Source organism: Amycolatopsis balhimycina FH 1894 (genome assembly GCF_000384295.1).
GTDB classification, from domain to species: domain Bacteria; phylum Actinomycetota; class Actinomycetes; order Mycobacteriales; family Pseudonocardiaceae; genus Amycolatopsis; species Amycolatopsis balhimycina.
Map to the genome: position 1 here is coordinate 4610036 of NZ_KB913037.1, position 17592 is coordinate 4627627.

The 17592-nt window shown below is 67.5% G+C and carries 16 protein-coding genes and 2 pseudogenes; 7 read left to right on the plus strand and 11 right to left on the minus strand.

From position 1 onward, the window contains the following. The first annotated feature begins 157 nt into the window (after window positions 1-157). Window positions 158-670, plus strand: a complete 513-nt coding sequence (locus A3CE_RS0120380) for an inorganic diphosphatase (RefSeq protein WP_020641961.1) — start codon at window positions 158-160, stop codon at window positions 668-670. 73 nt (window positions 671-743) lie between these two features. Here the strand turns inward: A3CE_RS0120380 and A3CE_RS51420 are convergent. The 6 genes and pseudogenes from A3CE_RS51420 to A3CE_RS0120410 all read right to left on the minus strand — a co-directional run bounded on the left by A3CE_RS51420 (window position 744) and on the right by A3CE_RS0120410 (window position 6957). Beyond that, window positions 744-2403, minus strand: a pseudogene (locus tag A3CE_RS51420) (MDR family MFS transporter). 185 nt (window positions 2404-2588) lie between these two features. Beyond that, the gene (locus A3CE_RS0120390) at window positions 2589-3857 is read right to left on the minus strand and encodes a serine hydroxymethyltransferase (RefSeq protein WP_020641962.1); all 1269 of its coding nucleotides are present in this window, start codon (window positions 3855-3857) and stop codon (window positions 2589-2591) included. A gap of 142 nt (window positions 3858-3999) precedes the next feature. Further along, a complete protein-coding gene (gene rplK / locus A3CE_RS0120395) occupies window positions 4000-4422 on the minus strand; it encodes a 50S ribosomal protein L11 (protein ID WP_020641963.1) in 423 nt (140 codons plus the stop codon). 33 nt (window positions 4423-4455) lie between these two features. After that, window positions 4456-4974 (minus strand): gamma carbonic anhydrase family protein, encoded by a 519-nt coding sequence (locus A3CE_RS0120400; RefSeq protein ID WP_020641964.1) that lies wholly within the window; start codon window positions 4972-4974, stop codon window positions 4456-4458. An 83-nt stretch (window positions 4975-5057) separates the two neighbouring features. Continuing rightward, the gene (locus A3CE_RS0120405) at window positions 5058-6263 is read right to left on the minus strand and encodes a M14 family metallopeptidase (RefSeq protein ID WP_020641965.1); all 1206 of its coding nucleotides are present in this window, start codon (window positions 6261-6263) and stop codon (window positions 5058-5060) included. Between the two features lie 106 nt (window positions 6264-6369). Next, window positions 6370-6957, minus strand: coding sequence for a TetR/AcrR family transcriptional regulator (locus tag A3CE_RS0120410; protein ID WP_020641966.1), 588 nt, complete (start codon window positions 6955-6957; stop codon window positions 6370-6372). Between the two features lie 123 nt (window positions 6958-7080). Here A3CE_RS0120410 and A3CE_RS0120415 point away from each other — a divergent pair, with 123 nt between their 5' ends. From A3CE_RS0120415 to A3CE_RS0120430, 4 genes and pseudogenes are all read left to right on the plus strand, one after another. Continuing rightward, window positions 7081-7536 (plus strand): GreA/GreB family elongation factor, encoded by a 456-nt coding sequence (locus A3CE_RS0120415; RefSeq protein ID WP_020641967.1) that lies wholly within the window; start codon window positions 7081-7083, stop codon window positions 7534-7536. Window positions 7537-7679: 143 nt separating this feature from the next. Continuing rightward, window positions 7680-8546, plus strand: a complete 867-nt coding sequence (locus A3CE_RS0120420; RefSeq protein ID WP_020641968.1) for a hypothetical protein — start codon at window positions 7680-7682, stop codon at window positions 8544-8546. A gap of 853 nt (window positions 8547-9399) precedes the next feature. Next, window positions 9400-9659, plus strand: a pseudogene (locus A3CE_RS55295) (acyl-CoA dehydrogenase family protein); the annotation flags it as partial. A gap of 50 nt (window positions 9660-9709) precedes the next feature. Further along, window positions 9710-10888 carry an acyl-CoA dehydrogenase family protein gene (locus tag A3CE_RS0120430; RefSeq protein WP_043790954.1) on the plus strand — a complete coding sequence of 393 codons (1179 nt, stop codon included), beginning with the start codon at window positions 9710-9712 and terminating at the stop codon, window positions 10886-10888. Between the two features lie 479 nt (window positions 10889-11367). Here A3CE_RS0120430 and A3CE_RS59610 read toward each other — a convergent pair whose 3' ends face one another. Further along, window positions 11368-11763: a sigma factor gene (locus A3CE_RS59610; protein ID WP_342668221.1), complete on the minus strand. Its 396-nt coding sequence runs from the start codon at window positions 11761-11763 to the stop codon at window positions 11368-11370. Between the two features lie 4 nt (window positions 11764-11767). Here A3CE_RS59610 and A3CE_RS0120440 point away from each other — a divergent pair, with 4 nt between their 5' ends. Continuing rightward, entirely contained in the window at window positions 11768-12238 is a 471-nt protein-coding gene (locus A3CE_RS0120440) for a PPOX class F420-dependent oxidoreductase (RefSeq protein WP_020641972.1), read from the plus strand. A 750-nt stretch (window positions 12239-12988) separates the two neighbouring features. On the opposite strand, the gene A3CE_RS58675 is transcribed toward A3CE_RS0120440, so the two are convergent. From A3CE_RS58675 to A3CE_RS0120455, 3 genes are all read right to left on the minus strand, one after another. Next, window positions 12989-13672, minus strand: a complete 684-nt coding sequence (locus A3CE_RS58675; protein WP_245589560.1) for a GntR family transcriptional regulator — start codon at window positions 13670-13672, stop codon at window positions 12989-12991. Beyond that, complete coding sequence (locus tag A3CE_RS58680; protein ID WP_245589561.1) at window positions 13560-14393, minus strand: N-terminal phage integrase SAM-like domain-containing protein; 834 nt, start codon at window positions 14391-14393, stop codon at window positions 13560-13562. The genes A3CE_RS58675 and A3CE_RS58680 overlap by 113 nt, the downstream gene beginning before the upstream one ends. Window positions 14394-14966: 573 nt before the next feature. Continuing rightward, complete coding sequence (locus A3CE_RS0120455; RefSeq protein WP_043790955.1) at window positions 14967-16490, minus strand: IS1634 family transposase; 1524 nt, start codon at window positions 16488-16490, stop codon at window positions 14967-14969. A gap of 128 nt (window positions 16491-16618) precedes the next feature. Between A3CE_RS0120455 and A3CE_RS0120460 the strand changes: the two genes are divergently transcribed. Beyond that, window positions 16619-16975 carry a VOC family protein gene (locus tag A3CE_RS0120460; protein WP_020641977.1) on the plus strand — a complete coding sequence of 119 codons (357 nt, stop codon included), beginning with the start codon at window positions 16619-16621 and terminating at the stop codon, window positions 16973-16975. 3 nt (window positions 16976-16978) lie between these two features. Here A3CE_RS0120460 and A3CE_RS51430 read toward each other — a convergent pair whose 3' ends face one another. Beyond that, the gene (locus A3CE_RS51430; protein WP_020641978.1) at window positions 16979-17536 is read right to left on the minus strand and encodes an alpha/beta fold hydrolase; all 558 of its coding nucleotides are present in this window, start codon (window positions 17534-17536) and stop codon (window positions 16979-16981) included. Window positions 17537-17592 lie beyond the last annotated feature (56 nt).

Below are 17592 nucleotides of genomic sequence, written 5' to 3' on the forward strand. Positions count from 1 at the left end.
GCCCCGGGAGGGGCCAAGCTCACATGCCGCGTGGCCGACATCGATGCGGCCCCCCGGCAGGGCGTAGTCCACACTAGGAGACGTCAAGACAGTCGCTAAGGTTGCCGCCCGCGACGTGCGGGCACGCCCGGATCTATAAAGAAGCAGCGAGGACGCCGTGGACTTCGACGTCACGATCGAAATCCCCAAAGGGGAACGCAACAAGTACGAGGTCGACCACAAGACCGGCCGCATCAAGCTGGACCGGACCCTGTTCACGGCCACCCAGTACCCGGCCGACTACGGCTTCATCGACGACACCCTCGGCCAGGACGGCGACCCGCTGGACGTGATGGTGCTCGTGCAGGAGCCCACCTTCCCGGGCTGCCTGATCCGCTGCCGCGCGATCGGCATGTTCCGGATGACCGACGAGAAGGGCCCGGACGACAAGGTCATCGCCGTTCCGGCGAACGACCCGCGCCTCGAGCACCTGCGCGACATCCACCACATGAACGAGTTCCACCGGCTGGAGATCCAGCACTTCTTCGAGGTCTACAAGGACCTCGAGCCCGGCAAGAGCGTCGAAGGCTCCTCCTGGGTCGGCCGCACCGAGGCCGAGGCGGAGATCGCCCGGTCGTACGAGCGCGAGACCGACCGCCTGGCCAAGGAAGCGGCCAACGGCGGCCACTGAACCACCAAAGCCGTGAATGGCACATTGAGGGACTTGAAGTCCGTCAATGTGCCATTCACGGCTTTTCAGCAGGTCAGTGGGCCAGGGCGAGGGCCGGAGCGGCGTCCGCTTCGGCGTCGGCGCGCTGCTCCATCGCCGACTTGTCCGACAGCGGCTTCTCCTTGAGGAACCACACCAGCGCGAAGCCGACGGTCAGCACGATCCCGCCGACCAGGAACACCGTGCTCATCGACTCGGCGAAGCCCTGCAGGATCGGCCGGGCCAGCGTCGGGTCGAGCGTCGACAGGAACGACGTGTCGTTGACGTCGAGGCCGCTCTGCATCTGCTTCGCGAACTCCGGGTGCTGCGCCAGCGCCGCCGTAGGCCGGCGTGGTCATCGCCGAGCGGATGGCGTTCGCGATCCGGTCGCCGACCGTGCCGAACAGGATCGACAGGAACACCGCGGTGCCCGCCGTGCCGCCGATCTGCCGGAAGAACGTCGCCGCCGAGGTGGCGACGCCGATGTCCTGCGGGCGGACGTCGTTGGTCGCGGCCAGCACCAGCGTCTGCATCGAGGCGCCGAGGCCGAGGCCGAGGCCGATCACGAAGGCGATCACCATGACCAAGGCCAGCGAGGTGTCGACGGTGATCGTCGACAGCCCGAACAGCGCCGCCGCCATCAGGCCGATCCCGGCCACCGCGAACATCTTGTAGCGCCCGGTCTTGGAGATCACCACGCCGCTCCCCAGGCTCGCAATCATGATGCCGAGCGTCAGCGGGAGCATCTGCAGGCCCGCCTGGGTCGGCGTCGCGCCCTTGACGATCTGCAGGTACAGCGGCAGCGACATCATCGCGCCGAACATCCCGGCGCCCTGCACGACCGTGACGATCGTCGACATCCGGAACACCGGCCGCTTGAACAGGCGCAGCGGCAGCAGGGCGGCGTCGCCCATCCGGCGTTCGATCCACACGAAGGCGGTCACGCCCAGCGCGCCGACGACGTACATCGCGATCGAAGCGGCGGAACCCCAGCCCCACTCGCGGCCCTGCTCGGCGACGATCAGCAGCGGCACCAGACCGGTGGCCAGCGCCACGGCACCCCAGTAGTCGACCTTCTGGTCCACGCGGGTGTGCGGCAGGTTCAGCACCTTGGTGACGACGACCAGCGCGGCCAGCGCGATCGGGACGTTGACCAGGAAGACCCAGCGCCAGCCGGTGATGCCGGCGAAGGTGTCGATGCCCGCGAAGAACCCGCCGACGACCGGGCCGGCCACGCTCGAGATGCCGAACACCGCCATGAAGTAGCCCTGGTACTTGCTGCGCTCACGCGGCGCGGTGATGTCGGTGATGATCGCCAGCGCGAGGGACATCAGGCCACCGGCACCGAGGCCCTGGAAGGCGCGGAACGCGGCGAGCTCGTACATCGACGTCGCCATGCCGCTGGCCAGTGAGCCGACCAGGAACAGCGAGATCGCCGTCAGGTACATGGGTTTGCGGCCGTAGAGGTCGGACAGCTTGCCGTACAGCGGCGTCGAGAGCGTCGCGGTGATCAGGTACGCCGTGGTGGCCCAGGCCTGCAGGGACAGGCCATGGAGCTCGTCGGCGATGGTGCGCATCGACGACGACACGATGGTCTGGTCGAGCGCGGCGAGGAACATGCCGAGCATCAGCCCGGACAGCACGGTCAGGATCTGGCGGTGAGTCAGTTTGCCGTTCGTAGCGGCTGCTCCTTCCGCCGTGGTGGTGTCGCTCATGGTGGTCTCCCTCGAAGTCTTCGCAGTTGCTTGTACAGCTCAACTACTTGCTTCGACCAACTATTCCCCAGAAGCTTGTATCGAGCAACCAATTATTCTGTGACCCCCGTCTCCCGGCCCCGAAAGCCGTGAAGGCCACCTTCAGGAACTACAAGTTCCTCAAGGTGGCCTTCACGAACTCGGGGTCAGGCGGAGTAGCCCGGGATGGGGAACGGCGTCAGGAACTCGCGGATCTCCGCGGCGATCGTGTCCAGCACGGCCTCGTCGTCGGCGGCCGCCGCGGTGATCGTGCGGTCGATCCACTCCGCCACCTGGACCTGGTGCTCCGGCCGGAGGCCGCGGGTGGTGATCGCGGACGTGCCGAGCCGGATGCCGGACGGGTCGAACGGCTTACGCGGGTCGAACGGCACCGTGTTGTAGTTCAGCTCGATGCCCGCACGGTCGAGGGCCTGCGCGGCCGGCTTGCCCGCGACTCCCTTGTTCGTCAGGTCGATCAGCAGCAGGTGGTTGTCGGTGCCGCCGGACACGAGGTCGTAGCCGCAGGCGAGCAGCGCGTCGGCCAGCGAGCGGGCGTTCGCGACGATCGTGTGCGCGTAGTCGCCGAACTCCGGGCGCTGCGCCTCACCGAGGGCGACGGCGATCGCCGCGGTCGTGTGGTTGTGCGGGCCGCCCTGCAGGCCGGGGAACACCGCCTTGTCGACGGCCTTCGCGTGCTCGGCGTCGGAAAGGATCATCGCGCCACGCGGGCCGCGCAACGTCTTGTGCGTGGTCGTCGTGATCACCTGCGCGTGCCCGACCGGCGACGGGTGCGCGCCGCCCGCGACCAGCCCGGCGATGTGCGCGATGTCGGCGACGAGCACCGCGTCCACCTCGGCGGCGATCTCGGCGAACGCGGGGAAGTCGATCGTGCGCGGGATCGCCGTGCCACCGGCGAAGATCAGCTTCGGCCGGTGCCGGCGCGCAAGATCGCGCACCTGGTCGAGGTCGACGCGGCCGGTCTCCTTGGCGACGCCGTACCGCACCGGCGTGAACCACTTGCCGGTGGCGGACACGCTCCAGCCGTGCGTGAGGTGACCGCCGTCCGGCAGCGCCATGCCGAGCACGGTGTCGCCGGGCTGCGCGAAGGCGAGGTACACGGCCAGGTTGGCCGGCGACCCCGAATACGGCTGGACGTTCGCGTGGTCGGCGCCGAACACGGCCTTCGCCCGGTCGATGGCGAGCCGCTCGACCTGGTCGATGAACTGCTGGCCCTCGTAGTAGCGCTTGCCCGCGTACCCCTCGGAGTACTTGTTGGTGAGCACGGTGCCGGTCGCTTCGAGCACGGCCTGCGAGACGTAGTTTTCCGACGCGATCAGGCGGATCTTGTCGTGCTGACGCTGGGCTTCGTCCTCGACGAGCCCGGCGATGGCGGGATCGGCGGCGGCGAGTGCGTTCAGTTTCGGCTGGTGTGTCATGGCGTACTCCGGCTCTGGAGTGGCCTTCACCCAGGCGCGCGGTGCCGGCCTCGTCGTCGCTTCCCGGTGGTGCTCCACCTCGATGGCGCCAGTCGCTGCTGCGGGGAAGAGCCTAGTCCACTCCGCTCGGACATCGGTGCACTCAACCCACGACCACCACCCCCATCGAGCGAGCCGTGCCCGCGATCGTGCGCATCGCCGCGTCGACGTCGGAGGTGTTCAGGTCCGGCAGCTTGCGCTCGGCGATCTCGCGCAGCTGAGCCTCGGTCAGCTTGCCCGCGACCTCGTGCCCCGGCCGCGAAGACCCCTTTTCCCCCAACGCTTTCTTGATGAGGAACGACGTCGGCGGCGTCTTGAGCCGGAGCGCGAACGAGCGGTCCTCGAACACCGAGACGACCACCGGGACGATGTCGCCGCGCTGGGCCGCCGTCGCCGCGTCGTAGGCCTTCTTGATTTCGACGAGGTTGACCCCGGTCTGGCCCAGCATCTTGCCGAGGTCGACGACCGGGGCGTTGCCCGCGGTGAGTTCCAGGGTGACCTGGTGGGTGAGTTTCTTCGGAGCCATGCCCCGAAGCTAGAGTCTCCAGCTACTGGAGGGTCAAACCGGTTTTGTGCCCGCCCGGTGCCGGCGCGCCAGCTCCTGGTAGATCGCCGCGTTGTGCTCGACCCACATCCGCGCCGAGTCGGTCAGCGGCACGAACTTCTTCGCCGGGCTGCCCATCGCGATCACCTCCGGCGGCACCTCCGTCGCCGGCGTGACCGTCGCCCCCGCCGCGACCAGCGTCCGCGCGCCGATCTTCGCCTTGTCGAGCACCGTCGAGCCGTTGCCGATCAGCGCCTGCTCCCCGATCGTGCAGTCGTGCACCAGGCACTGGTGACCCACCGTGACGTTCTTGCCGACCTCGCAGACGCCGTCGTTGACGTGGATCACCGAGTTGTCCTGGATGTTCGCGCCCTCGCGGATGACGATCCGGCCGAAGTCGGCCCGGATCACCGCGCCGAACCAGACCGAGGCGTCCTTCTCGACGACGACGTCGCCGATGAGGGTGGCGGTGGGGGCGATCCAGGCGTCCGGGTGGACCTGCGGGCTGAGCCCTTCGAACGAGAACAGAGGCATGCCCGCACCCTAAACCGCGCCGGCCGCCTTCCCCGGTCCAACGGGGAAGGCGGCCGTTCGCGAGCCGCGCCGGTTGCTGGGGGTCAACCGGTGATCGCGGCGTTGATCAGGATGTCGACGGCCTGGTCGTTGCGGGTCGTCTGCGGCCCGATCTGGGTGTCCCGCGGGTAGAAGCCCGGGCTGCTGCCCTTCGGGTACATCTCGAAGGTGAAGCTCCAGATCTTGTGCTGCGCCCACATCCAGTCGTTGACGCTGCCGTCGGTGATGTAGAGATCGCTGGACTGCTCGGGCGTGTAGCCGTTGGTCGCGGCCATCTGCTTGCCGAGCGTCTGGAACTTCTGCGCCTCGGCGGCGGTCAAGCCGGGCGCGGTGTCGGCGTAGGTGTAGCCGAACGGCCAGAGCACCAGCTCGGAGTAGGTGTGGAAGTCGATGTGCGTCTTGATCTGCTGGACGCCGCCGGCCACCCGCGAGTTCACCCAGTTCGAGACGGCGCGGGTCTCGGGCGCGGAGAACGCCGCCGTGCCGCGGTAGGTCTCGCTGGACGTCGAGCCCGAGGAACCGCCGCAGCAGCCCCACTTGTAGCCCCAGTTCCGGTTGGGGTCGGTGCCGGGGCCCTGGCGGTTCTTGCGCCAGCTGTGGAAGGTACCGCCGGAGATGTCGTACTCGGAGCCGTCCGGGTTGACGCTCGGGATCACCCAGATCTCGGTGCTGTCGACGAGCCGCTTGATCGCGGGATCCGTCGCGTACCCGCTGGTCAGCCGCTGCACGATGTGCAGGCACATCTCGGTGGTGAGGTGCTCGCGCGCGTGCTGGTTGCAGGTGAAGAGGACCTCGGGCTCGTTCTCGTCGGTGCCGGCGTTGTCACTGATCTTGATCAACGACAGGGCACGGCCTTCGTACGACGTGCCGGCACTGCCGAGTTTCGTCAGCGACGGGTAGTTCGCGACGGCCTTCTGCAGTTCGGTCTGCGTCTCCGCGTAGGTGTGGTAGCCGGTGTAGCCGGCCGGGAAGTCCTCGACGGTCGCGGTGCCCTGCGGCCGGTTCACCGCACCGAGCGCCTTGACGCCGAAGCCGAGCGCGCGCAGCTGGGCCGCTTCGGCCGGGTTGGCGATCACCGTGGTCGTCGCGCCTTCGGCGTCGAGGATGTCCGCGCCGGTCCTCGCCACCTCGGTGCGCTGCTGGGCGGTGCCCGTGCCGGTCACCTCGTACACCTGCGGTCCGCCGGGCTGGGCGGCCCCGGCCTGGCCGCCGGCGGTGAGCACCAAGAGGACGGCCGCGGCCGCCGCCATGCACGTTCGTGTGCGCATCACGTCTCCTGCTCTCGGGGGTCCTTCGACCTTGGCCGGAGCCGGACGGAACACACAAGCCGTAGCAGTACGGATCTATTGGGCGTTTCTAGCCGTAGTCGGCGAAACAGAGCGCCTCGATGTCGGCACGCAGCGTGGCGAACGGCCGCGGGCGCACCCGCTGCTGGACGACGGTGCCCAGCAGGTACGACAGCAGCGCGCGGGCCCGCGCCCGCGGGTCGTCGACGTCGAGCGGGCCGAGCAGCTCGGCGAGCAGTTCGGTGAGCGACGTGAGCATGACGTCGATGGCCTGCGGGTGCTGCGCCCGTCCGGCGGCGATCCAGTACTCGAACCAGAGGAAGGCGGCGTTCGGGTTCGCGGCGAAGACGCTCAGGTACTCCTCGAGGACGGCGAAGAGCCGCTCGCGGGGTTCGTCGTGCTTCGCGGCGACCTCGCGCAGGCCCGCGGCGAAGGCGGTGATGTGGGCGGCCATCGCCCGGTCGATGAGGACGTCGATGTCGGCGAAGTAGTAGTGGACCGCGCTCTTGGTGAGCGGGCCGGCGTCGGCGATGGCGCGGACGGTGCACCCCGCGAGCCCGTCGCGGGCGAGGACGACGCGGGCGGCTTCGACGATCTGTTCCTGCTTGGCCAGCTGGTTGGGTGAGAGCCGCTCGCTGCGACCGGGGACTGCGCTCACGGTGATTCTCGTTACCTTCTCCTGGACGCCGAACCCGAAATCCTAGGGCAGACGTCCTGTGGGTGGCTTTCGGGTGAAAAACCGGATTGGCCACCCCGGTCCGCGCAGCGGACAATGCCCGGCATGGTGATCTCAGGGGACAAGGGGCTCAGCCCGGCTGCGCGCAGCCAGCTGGAGAAGGAAATCGCGAACTTGCGCGCGCAGCGGGAAGCCCTCGCGCCGCAACCCGGCGAGCAGGAACGCACCGGTGACGCGGCGGACCAGGCGGACGTGATCGACCGGGCGGAAGCAGCCGCCCGGCTGGACCGCCAGATCGCCGACCTGGCCGCGAAGATGGAACACGGCGGCTACGGCAACGCGCAGCTCCCGGACGGCACGGTCGTCTCCCTGCGCTTCGCCGACGGAGACGAAGAGACGTTCCAGGTGGTGACGGTCCCGGGCGAGGACGCCGACGCGATCACCTCGGACAGCCCGCTGGGCCTGGCCCTGGTCGGCGCCAAGGCCGGCGACCAGATCACCTACCGAACCCCCCGAGGCGACGCGAAAGCCACGGTGGTGAAGCTGACCCCGCCCCAGTAACCCCCAGCCGCGCGAAGGGCCCCCGGCTTGTCGCCGGGGGCCCTTCGCCGATCTCGGACGGGTGGTTCCGAACGCCGGTTTGCCGGGTCGCGGATGTGATAGACAGGCGGGGTGCCGAGATCCCCCGCGTTCCTGGAGATCCCGTGAACGACGACGTGTCGCGGAACCTCGTCGTCTTCCGCCTCAAGGGATTCGACGAGCCGGTGATGGCGAGCGCACCGACGCAGGCCGAGGACGCCGTCGAACAGGCGTGGGCGAACATCCGGCAGCAGCACAAGGTACGCGGGTCCGCGGTTTCGGCCGTCTACAGCGAATGGCAGCCTTCCGCGGCCGACCGGAAGTTCATGGCCAAGCACTTCCGCAAAGCCGAGTGCACCTACAGTTTCGCCCGGCCCGCCCCCGGCGAGTGGGAGCGCGCCTTCGCCGAAGCGCGCGCCGTGATGGCCGAAACTCAAGAAGCCCGGCAGGAGGAAGTGCTGCCGGTGTTGTGGAGTACGTCCTCACCGCGCGCCGGCCTGCTCGACGCACTCCCGCACCAGCCTCTGGTGCCGGGCCGGTTGTCGGTCGCGCTCGCGGTGGTGTCGCGGACCCCGCAGGGCAAGATCGGGATGCAGCACATCACCCGGCACCAGCACGAGCAGATGGGCACGCCACCACTCGAGGACCTGTTCGGCGTCGGCTACCAGAGCTTGGCGCGAGGCCTGAAGTTCGAAGTCCGCCGTTCGGGCGAGGACACGCTGGTCTCGGTCGCCAGGGAGAACCTGATGGCGGCGTCCGCGCTCGCCCTGCCCGACCTGTACGCCCAGCTGACCCAGCACCTCGGCGCGGGCGAACTGCTGGTGGGCCTGCCCTGCCCGGACGAGATGTACATCGCCAGGGCGGAATCCGGCTTGGCGGCGACGATCCGGGAGCAGGTGCTCGGTTCACCGTACGAGACAACGGAGCTGGTCCCGTCGGTGCTACGCCTCGGCCCCGGCGGCATGGAACTGCTCGCCGAACGGGACCGCTAGGGTCCGCTCCCCCCGCCCGCCGGCCAGAACATCGGCTCCACAGCGAGTGCTATGTGGGAGGGGTGTCCGACGCGTGGATGTACACCGCCGCCGGACATCCGCAACCAGGTCGACCACTGCTGAGTGCCGATCACGGCTACAACCCGCTCCACCGCCAACATCCCCTCCGGCTGGTCGGCGCGGGAAGCTTTCCCCGTGACGGGTGAACCTGCGGAACTTTCTCCACCCATCGACCAGGCGTCCTAGACACCCACTTGGACACCCACGAGACGAGTCAGGCCCCATCCGATCGGCGTGTCGCACCGCCCGGCGTGTCGGAGCGTTACGGAACGTGACCGGCTAGAGCACGGCCAGCCTTGCGCCGGTCGGCCCGCCCAACCCCTCCCCTCTCGCGCCCACCCGGATCGAAAGGTGCCACCGGTCCGTAGCGGCACCGCCGCTACCAGCAATTCTCCGAGCTGCCTCATGTTGCCGGATGTCGACGGGGGCGGTAGTTGCGGCGTTGAACAGCAGGTTGCCGAATACGCCGGCGCGCACCAGGCGCGGTCAAGCATCCACGGTTCGATCGCGGCCGCCGCTGCGTCGCGACGCGTTCAGCGTCTTCCGCTCAGCCCTGGCGGACCCGCCCTCAACTCTTGTCACCAAGGTCGTCCTCCAGCGTGTCGTCCACGGGGACATCAAGAACAAGCTTGCCCATTGGTCCTTCTGTCACATCCTCTACACGACGAAGGGACCAACCCCTTGGCCACTCACGTTGCGCAGTTGCCGGATCAACATCGAGACGCACGCGCACACCTTGGAACAGCGACGAAGTTGAAGCGCGTCGCTTAAATTCCGCCTCACCAAATCACACGCCTATGACGCGGGGGAGCCGAGTATCCCCGCGGGCGCGATGGCCAAGTTGATGGCCACAGAGACCGCCCAGTTCGTGGTGGATTCCTCGGTACAGATCCATGGCGCGCCACCGCGCTGCGCCGGGGGCATCTGCTCGAACACCTGTATCGGGAAGTGCGGGCGCCGCGCATCTACGAAGGCGCGACCGAAGTGCAGCGGGCCATCGTCGCCCGCGAACTGTTCCGCGACAGCAAGTCGGAAGACGCACCGGCCCGATGACCGGTGGGACCGTCGGCTGGCGACCAGTCATCGGACCCCGGGAGGAACTCGTGTTGACCGGTGCTATCCCGACCAGAGAACAGTTGGTCCGCCGGACCTCGGAATTGGTGCCGCTGCTGCGGAAGAACGCGCCGTGGTCGGAAGAGCATCGCCGCATCCATGACGAGTCGATCGAGGCGATGGCCGAGGCCGGGATCTTCCAGATGCGGGTGCCCGCGCTGTACGGCGGATACGAATGCGACGCGCGGACGATGGTCGAGGTGGCCACCGAGCTGGCGCGCGGCGATGGGGCCACCGCGTGGACCGCGTCGACCTACTGGATTCCGAGCTGGATGACCGTGCTGTTCCCGGAAGCGGTTCAGCAGGAGATCTTCTCCACGCCTCATGTGCGGATGTGCGGGACGCTGGCCCCGACCGGGACCGCGGCGCGCGCGGCCGGCGGTTTCCTCGTCAACGGCAAGTGGAGCTTCGTCACCGGCGCCCCGCACGCGCACTGGCAAGAGGTCACCGCGCTGCTGCCAAGCGACGACGGGCAACCCACCACGATCATGGCCCTGGTTCCCACCAAGGAGCTGCGGATCGTGGACGACTGGTTCACCTCGGGCCTCGCCGGATCGGGCAGTGTCAGCACGGTCGCCGAGGACGTTTTCGTGCCCGCCGAACGGGTTCTGTTGCTGGACGAGGTGCTCAACGGGCAGCTCCCCGCGCGGGCGAGCGCGCGCTCGCCGATTTATCGCGCGCCGATGCTTCCGGTCGCCTCGGTGTCTCCGGTCGGGACCGTGCTCGGGCTGGCGCGGGCGGCGCGCGAGGTGTTCTTCGACCGACTTGATCGAAGGATCACCTACACCACCTACCCGAGCCAGCGAGAGGCTCCGCTGACTCACCTGCAGGTGGCCGAGGCGGCGATGAAGATCGACGAGACCGAATTCCACGTGCACCGCCTCGCCGCCCTGGTGGACACCAAGGCAATCGAGGATTCGGAGTGGACTCTCGAGGACAAGGTCACCTCGCGGGCCGACCTCGGCATGGCCGCCAGGCTGGCGAAGGAGACCGTCGACCTGTTCGCGGCCGCGAGCGGCGGCTCGTCGATCTATCGCAACGTGCCGATTCAACGGATCCAGCGCGATATTCAGGCGATCAACCTGCACGCGTTCATCCACCCGGACACCAACGCGGAGTTGTACGGGCGCTATCTCTGCGGTCTTGAACCCAACACCGACTACCTCTGACCCGTATCCGCGAGTAAGGCTGTGACACGCTGCTGAGATGGCGATAGGTGCCGCTCTGGCCTGGGATGATGGTGGTTGCGAAGACACGATCAGTCCTGGGAGAGGGCACCTATCTGGTGGGTACTGTACCGCCGATACGGCCATCACGAAGTGCTGCTGTAGTACTAAGGTGGACACAGGCGCTGTACGTCATCGTTCCGTCGCTGCGCCATGTGGCATACAACCGCCTCCTCGGGAGGTCCGGATATCCAGGCTGGAGTCCGAGACGGGCGCCCAGGTCCTCGACCTGGGCAGCGCGTCCTAAAGCTGCGGTTTACTCTCCGAAGGACTTTTCCATGATGAGCAAAACCACCGTGGCTGGTGCGCGCCCAAAATCGGCCGACGTCGGCCGTCACTCGCTCGCTCGCTGAAGCCAACAAACGCCTCTGGACCACGCTGACGCGGGTCTACGTAACGCTGCGCCAGGCTGCTCGCCAGGATCACGGCGGCCCGCTGGCGCGGCGGCAGCAATTGAAACATCGCCACCAGGACGAGGCGAACGCGATGGCGGGCGGCCACGACCTCGGCGGGATCGGGCAGCTCGTCGACGACCAGGCGGTCCGGTACATCCAGGTGCACACCGACGACCGCCGCTCGAAGCGGTCGAAAGCCCGCCAGGCCCGCAGATAGGTCTCCTGGACGAGGTCTTCGGCATCGCCGATCGAGCCGGTCATCCGGTAGCAGTGGGCGAACAGCTCCCTCCGGAAGGCGCGGTCGCCGCGTCGAACTGGTCGGTCTTCGCGCCACGCATGGCCACACCGCATGCTGACTCGCCCTCCCGCCGAAAAGAAATCGCGGTCCGGCCGACTCTTCGGTGGCGGCGGCCGAGTCAACATGTGTATGACCGATAACACCTTCTTCGACCCTTTGCTGAGCGGCCGTCCACGCGCGGCGGCGCGGCAGGTCGCCACCCGGATTCTCTCCGGGCCCCACCTGGCGGTTCTCTCGACCACCAACCCGGACGGCTCACCCCAGGCCTCGGTGATCTTCGTGAAGCCCGACGGCGACGACGTGCTGTTCAGCACGATCGCGGGCCGCCGCAAGACCCTCAACATGCAGCGGGATCCGCGGGTAAGCCTGCTGGTCCACGGCCTGGTCGCGGACGGAGTGGAGTTCACCTACGCCGCCATCTCCGGCGTCGTCGAACTGACCGACGACCCGGACGGCGCCTTCCACCAGGAGATGTTCGACTTGTACATGGGCGGCGCGACCCCGCCGCCCGAACCCGGCGCGCACAGACTGATCGGCCGGCTGCGGCCCACGCGCATCTACGCCCCACCAGCCGACGATGCGGCGCCCGAACAGCCTTGAGCGTTGTTGAAGGGCCCTTTTGTCACCACGTGCGATGAAGGCGCCCTTCAGCGCACGTGACCTGCCGGGTGCCGAGGACGGCGGCGGGAGCCAGGCGGTCGGCGTCCTCGGTGCCGGGCTCGGCCCGGCCACTCCGGCTCGCATGCTCATTTGAGCGGGATGAACACCGAAGTAGTGGCACGTGACGAAGTCCCGGACGGGCAAGTCGGCAAGGAAAACGGGCACTTCTGGTCGGTTGCCGGTCCTTTCCGGTGCTTCGCGGCCGCGGCCGGCGATAGAGTGCAATTGCCAGCCAGGTGGAGTCGTTCATCTTGGGTCAGACGATTCTCTATTTTGTTCTTGGCCTTTCCGTCGGTGTAAGCGCAACGGGCAAGTCAGCCAGCCCTCCGGCGAGCGCGCCGGCCGCACGCGCCACATGGGCGACTGCTCTACAGCCGCTGAGCTGCGCGGAACCGTCACCGCTGCGCGACTGCGAAAGATCGGCCGAAAAAAGACCCCGTTTTTGCGCCAGTTATGGCGCGAGCACAAGGCCGACGTTCACCATTGCACCGTGACCAGCGAAGTTGTGGCGACAGCGATGAGCGGGCTCGTGGGGACGGCCTTGGCCGTCCGGTACGTGACACAATTGATCATCGTTCTCTGGTCATTCCGCGCGGACGAAGCCGGGCGCAAACACGCCATCCAGCTCCTCGAACTACTCCAAGGCAGAGGGTCCAGCGTCGAAGCTCGCAGTGACACTCGCAAGTGGGACTACTTCCGGCGACGCTCGTGCAGGCCGACCACCTTTGCCGGTTCGGCGTCGGCAACGGCGGCCGGGTCGGTGACCACGGCGCGCTTGCCTCGGCTCACGCTCACCAGCCCAGCCGCCCTGAGTTGCGCTATGGCGCGCTGAGCCGTCCCAAACGACACTTCGTACCGCTTCGCCAAATCAACGACGGTAGGAAGCTGCTGGCCGGGCGCGAGCACGCCGGACACGATCGCTCCCTGAAGATCCTTTGCGATGCGCTTGTAAGGACTCTCGCCCTCGGGCGCGGCAACCGGCGCGACCGGGGTGAGCTTGCCTTCCGCGCTGAGTGCGACGGGCAGATCGGGCAGCCGCCCGGCGAGGGTGCCGGACGCGCGGTCGTCGGCTTCGGCAACCCACGCGCTGTAGACGCGCAGGGTCGTCGTACCGCCTCCGCCGTGGCCAAGGCGTCCGGCGACCGTTCGAATGTCGGTGCCTGCCGCGATCAGCTCGGTTGCCGAGTAGTGCCTGAGCTGGTGAATGTTCATGTCCCAGCCAAGACGCTCGCACATCCGGGCGTACCGCCGGCTCACCGAGTCAGGCTTGAGCCACGTACTGCCGTCCGGCTTGAGCGAGAAGAGCCGTGCGGCAGCCGGCATGGCTTTCAGCCCGGCGCGCTCCGCGCAGTGCTCGCGGTAGGAGCGCAGCAACGCAACCGTGCGCTCGTCGAGCGGGATGCGGCGCTGCTGATACGACTTGGTCTCCTTCTCCCAGCATTCCCCAGTCGAGGTCCCGCCATGCTTCGGTGGCGATCCGCGCGGCCTGCTCCACACTCGGCGGTTGCGGGTTCGACGGAGCGCCCGGAAGTGGCTCGGCCAGGTCGAACGAGTTGACGCCGATCCAACCCCAGCGCTTCGCGCGCTTACCGGCACCGGAGAGCACCGCCTGGATTTTACGGAGAGACCCGTCACCGAGCCCCTTGCACACGTGAGGTCGACATTTGTCAGTGCACTGGTGTTCGCCTTGCTTGCGGTGCTCCACGAACTTGCGACCTCCGCAGTACGCGCGGCAGGTTCGGAGCACCGAATAGAAGGAGTCCAGGATGTGCCCGTCGATCTTGCCCAGCTGCTGTTCACCAAGCAGCGGACGAATGTGGTTCCGGGTGACCGACTCGTACCCCTCGATCGTCTTCGGTTCGACCTTGAGCAACTCGAAGTGCTTGTCCAAGAGCTGATTGACCGTCGCGCGGGTTTTCGAAGCGCGCCGCTCGTCGAGCTGGTTGAGGAGCTTCGTCCGAACCTTCTCGGCCTCGACAGCCGCGTCCGGTCCGGCGGGAACTACCTCGGTCAGGTGATGTTCCTTCTTGGTTACCGGATCGATACCGGCCTTGATCCTCACCCGCAGTGACCCGCTGGGCAGGGTCTCGATCATGCCGCGAGAGCGCCGCCTGGGCTTGGATGAGGTGGCCATGGGCCGGGTCGTACGCGCGCCCGGTCCACAAATGGGTCCATGCGGTACCCCCGAACCCGGCCGGGGGTACCGCTGACCTGCGAGCCGCCTAGGGGAATCGAACCCCTGACCTATTCATTACGAGTGTCTGTGATGTTGGTCACTATGGTTGCTACCTGGTCTTCCCCCAGCTCAGAAGCGCCTCACAGTTACTGCTCAGCCCCCTTGCTGCGACAGTTCGCAACACGGATAGCTACACGACAGTGCCCATGCTGCCACGATTCCGTCCTGCGAGCCCGAGTCGACCACCGTCACTCTGCGTTCGCATAAATGGCGACCAGGCTTGTACCGCATCGAGTCACGTCTCGCGTCCCACCGGCCTGAAGGCGCCGACCAGAGCCCATGACCACCCGGCGCCCACCAGGCAGCCGAACGTTTCTAGTTCATGCCGGCGTCCGTCGCCGGCACCCGCTAAGCGCACTGCCAGCACGATCCGTGCAGCAATGACAGCGCAGCCGTGCCGACCACCGCCCATAAAACCTGACTTGGCTCAAATTAGTGCGCACCGCGGTCGTGGATGCTGGTGAGGGCATCGCGGAGGTCGTCGGGTAGCGGGTCGACGGCGGTGAGGGTGTGCTCGCCGGCCTGGATGTTGATGGTGCGGTAGCGGCGGGTGGTGCGCACGAACTTCTTGATCGACCAGCCGGTGGTCTGCTCGATCCACCTGCTGACGGCCAGGGCGGCGAACACGACCGTCAGGTGCGCGTCGATCGACTCGCGCTTGTGGTGGTAGATCGGCCGCGCACGTAGGTCGTGTTTAGACATTCGGAACGACTTCTCGATGTGGAACAGTCGGTGGTAGGCGTCGATCACGAACTCGGCGGTGACGTCCGGGAGGTTGGTGACGTAGCCTTTGAGGCCGGCAAGGGCGCGTGCCTTGGCTTCCAGGGTCCGGTTGACACTCTTGGTGGCGCCGGTGAGCTGGATGAACCGGTTGCGTTTGACCGCGGTCTTGCCGGCGACGGCCTGCTCGGCCTTGGCGACCTGTTCGTCGATGCCGTGCAGGGTGCGCCGAGCCCGGTCCGCCCGGTACTGGTAGTAGATGATCTGGTCGCGGCGCTGGTCCTTGGGGCCCGCAGGCCAGGGCTGGGTGAAGATGTGCCCGTCGGGGATCTGCTCATCCGGGTGCTCGTGGCGCCACGCCTGGACCACGTACGGCACGTCGGGTATCCGCGCGCCGAGGATGAACGACAACCCCGCGGCCTCGATGGCCTGCTGGTTGGCCGCAGAGATCATGCCAGCGTCGACCACGACCGTGACATCAGCCAGCTGGTGGGCATCCATGAACGCACGGATGGTCGGCAGCATCGTAGTGGTCTCGCCCCGGTTGCCCTCGAACGCGTTAACCATCAACGGAAACCCGCTTGCGTCGGTGAGCAGCCCGATCGTGATCTGCGGCTCCAGGCGGCGTTCTTTGGAGAACCCGGGCTCACGGAACCCGTCCCCGGCATCGGTCTCGAAGTACAAGGTGGACACATCGTAGAGAACCAGTGACGCCGGCCCCAGATCAGCGGTGCGGGCGCACGCCGCGGCCAACTTCTGCCGCCAGGACTCTTTCGCGAACGCGGGCAGACGCCGCTTGAGGGTCGCGTACGCCGGCGGGTCGAAACCTGCCTCCTCGACCACCCGCAGACTGTCCAGCTTGCTGGTCGGCTCGACGATCCGTGCCAGCACCAGTAATCGGAACACCTCGTCACCACCAGCGGCCTCCTCGAACCCCAACAGCTGGTAGGCGTGGCCGAGCGCGTCCCACAGGTACCCCATCCGCGACGACGTGATCGCAAGCGGCCCACCACCAGCACCACTGCCGGCCTGCAACGCCGCGAAGTCCGGGCCAAAGTCGAGCTCGGGCTGCCCCACGGCCAGACGCTGCCTCGCCACCGCCTTGAGCGCCTCCAACGCCGCATCGTCATGCGCCGAGCCGATGTGCTCGATGTCCCGCGACCCGCGACGCGAGGAGTGCACGATCTGCACCGCCCTGGCCCCCGACGCCGTCTTCACCGTGCGCACATACGCCACGAGAGACAGCCTAGAACCGGCCGCTTAGTGCGCAAATTTTCGCCGTTTACACGACGAAACCGCAGCTCAACAGCCAGCACCCTACCCAAGATCAGCGATCTTGAGCCAAAGTCAGGTAAGGTAACGGAATGGTCATGCGGGTGGCGGTTCCCGTGCTGCCGTGCCGAGATGTGCAGGCAGCGCGGTCGTACTTCACGGACGCGCTCGGATTCGACACCATATTCACCTGGGAGACCCCACCTAGCTACGCGGCCGTGATCCGCGACACCGCCGAGTTCCACCTGTACGCCGAAAGCAGCGTCGGCCCGGCCAGGGTGACGGTTGTCGTCGACGACGTCGATTCCTGCCACGACGAGCTGCGCGCCCGCGGCGCCGACATCGTCGAGCCACTGGCTGACCGGCCCTACGGGATGCGCGACTTCAACGTACGGACACCCGATGGGCACTTGTTGATCTTTAGCCAGCCGCTTACCGAGTACGGGTGACCATCAGCGAACCAGCCGGAAGAATGACCGGACCTCGTCGACGAACAACGCCGGCTGCTCGAACGCCGCGAAGTGGCCGCCCTTGCCGGGCTCGTTCCAGTACCGGATGTTCGGGAACCGGCGCTCCGCCCACCGCCGAGACGGGCGCTGCAGCTCCTTGGGGAAGACCGAACAGCCGGTGGGTACGGTCACCGGCGCGCCGGCCGACCCGGAGATCCATTCGTTGACCTGCCGGAGGCTTTCCCAGTACAGCCGGGCGGATGAGGCACCGGTGCCGGGCAGCCAGTAGAGCATCAGGTTGTCGAGCAGCTCATCCCGGGTAATAACCCGATGCAGGTCGCCACCGGAGCCGGTCCACGACCAGAACTTCTCGACGATCCAGGCGCAGAGGGCGGCCGGCGAGTCGACCAGCCCGTAGCCGACCGTCTGCGGCCGGGTCGACTGCTGCGCCGAGTATCCGGAGCCCCATTCGTCCGCCTCCCGCAGTGTCGCGAGCGCCGCCCGCTCGGCACCGGTGAGGTCGTCCAACGTGGCCGGATCGGGCGGTGCGAGCGGCGGCATGAGATGGATGCCGCGACCCGATCGGGTTGCCGTTGACCGATGCTCGTGGCGATGCT

Excerpts from the sequence above, each read along its gene's own strand:
- A3CE_RS0120390 (WP_020641962.1), bottom strand. The coding sequence starts at position 3,857 with ATGACACACCAGCCGAAACTGAACGCACTCGCCGCCGCCGATCCCGCC.
- rplK (WP_020641963.1), bottom strand. The coding sequence starts at position 4,422 with ATGGCTCCGAAGAAACTCACCCACCAGGTCACCCTGGAACTCACCGCG.
- A3CE_RS0120400 (WP_020641964.1), bottom strand. The coding sequence starts at position 4,974 with ATGCCTCTGTTCTCGTTCGAAGGGCTCAGCCCGCAGGTCCACCCGGAC.
- A3CE_RS0120405 (WP_020641965.1), bottom strand. The coding sequence starts at position 6,263 with ATGGCGGCGGCCGCGGCCGTCCTCTTGGTGCTCACCGCCGGCGGCCAG.
- A3CE_RS0120415 (WP_020641967.1), top strand. The coding sequence starts at position 7,081 with ATGGTGATCTCAGGGGACAAGGGGCTCAGCCCGGCTGCGCGCAGCCAG.
- A3CE_RS59610 (WP_342668221.1), bottom strand. The coding sequence starts at position 11,763 with ATGTTGACTCGGCCGCCGCCACCGAAGAGTCGGCCGGACCGCGATTTC.
- A3CE_RS0120440 (WP_020641972.1), top strand. The coding sequence starts at position 11,768 with ATGACCGATAACACCTTCTTCGACCCTTTGCTGAGCGGCCGTCCACGC.
- A3CE_RS58680 (WP_245589561.1), bottom strand. The coding sequence starts at position 14,393 with ATGATCGAGACCCTGCCCAGCGGGTCACTGCGGGTGAGGATCAAGGCC.
- A3CE_RS0120460 (WP_020641977.1), top strand. The coding sequence starts at position 16,619 with ATGGTCATGCGGGTGGCGGTTCCCGTGCTGCCGTGCCGAGATGTGCAG.
- A3CE_RS51430 (WP_020641978.1), bottom strand. The coding sequence starts at position 17,536 with ATGCCGCCGCTCGCACCGCCCGATCCGGCCACGTTGGACGACCTCACC.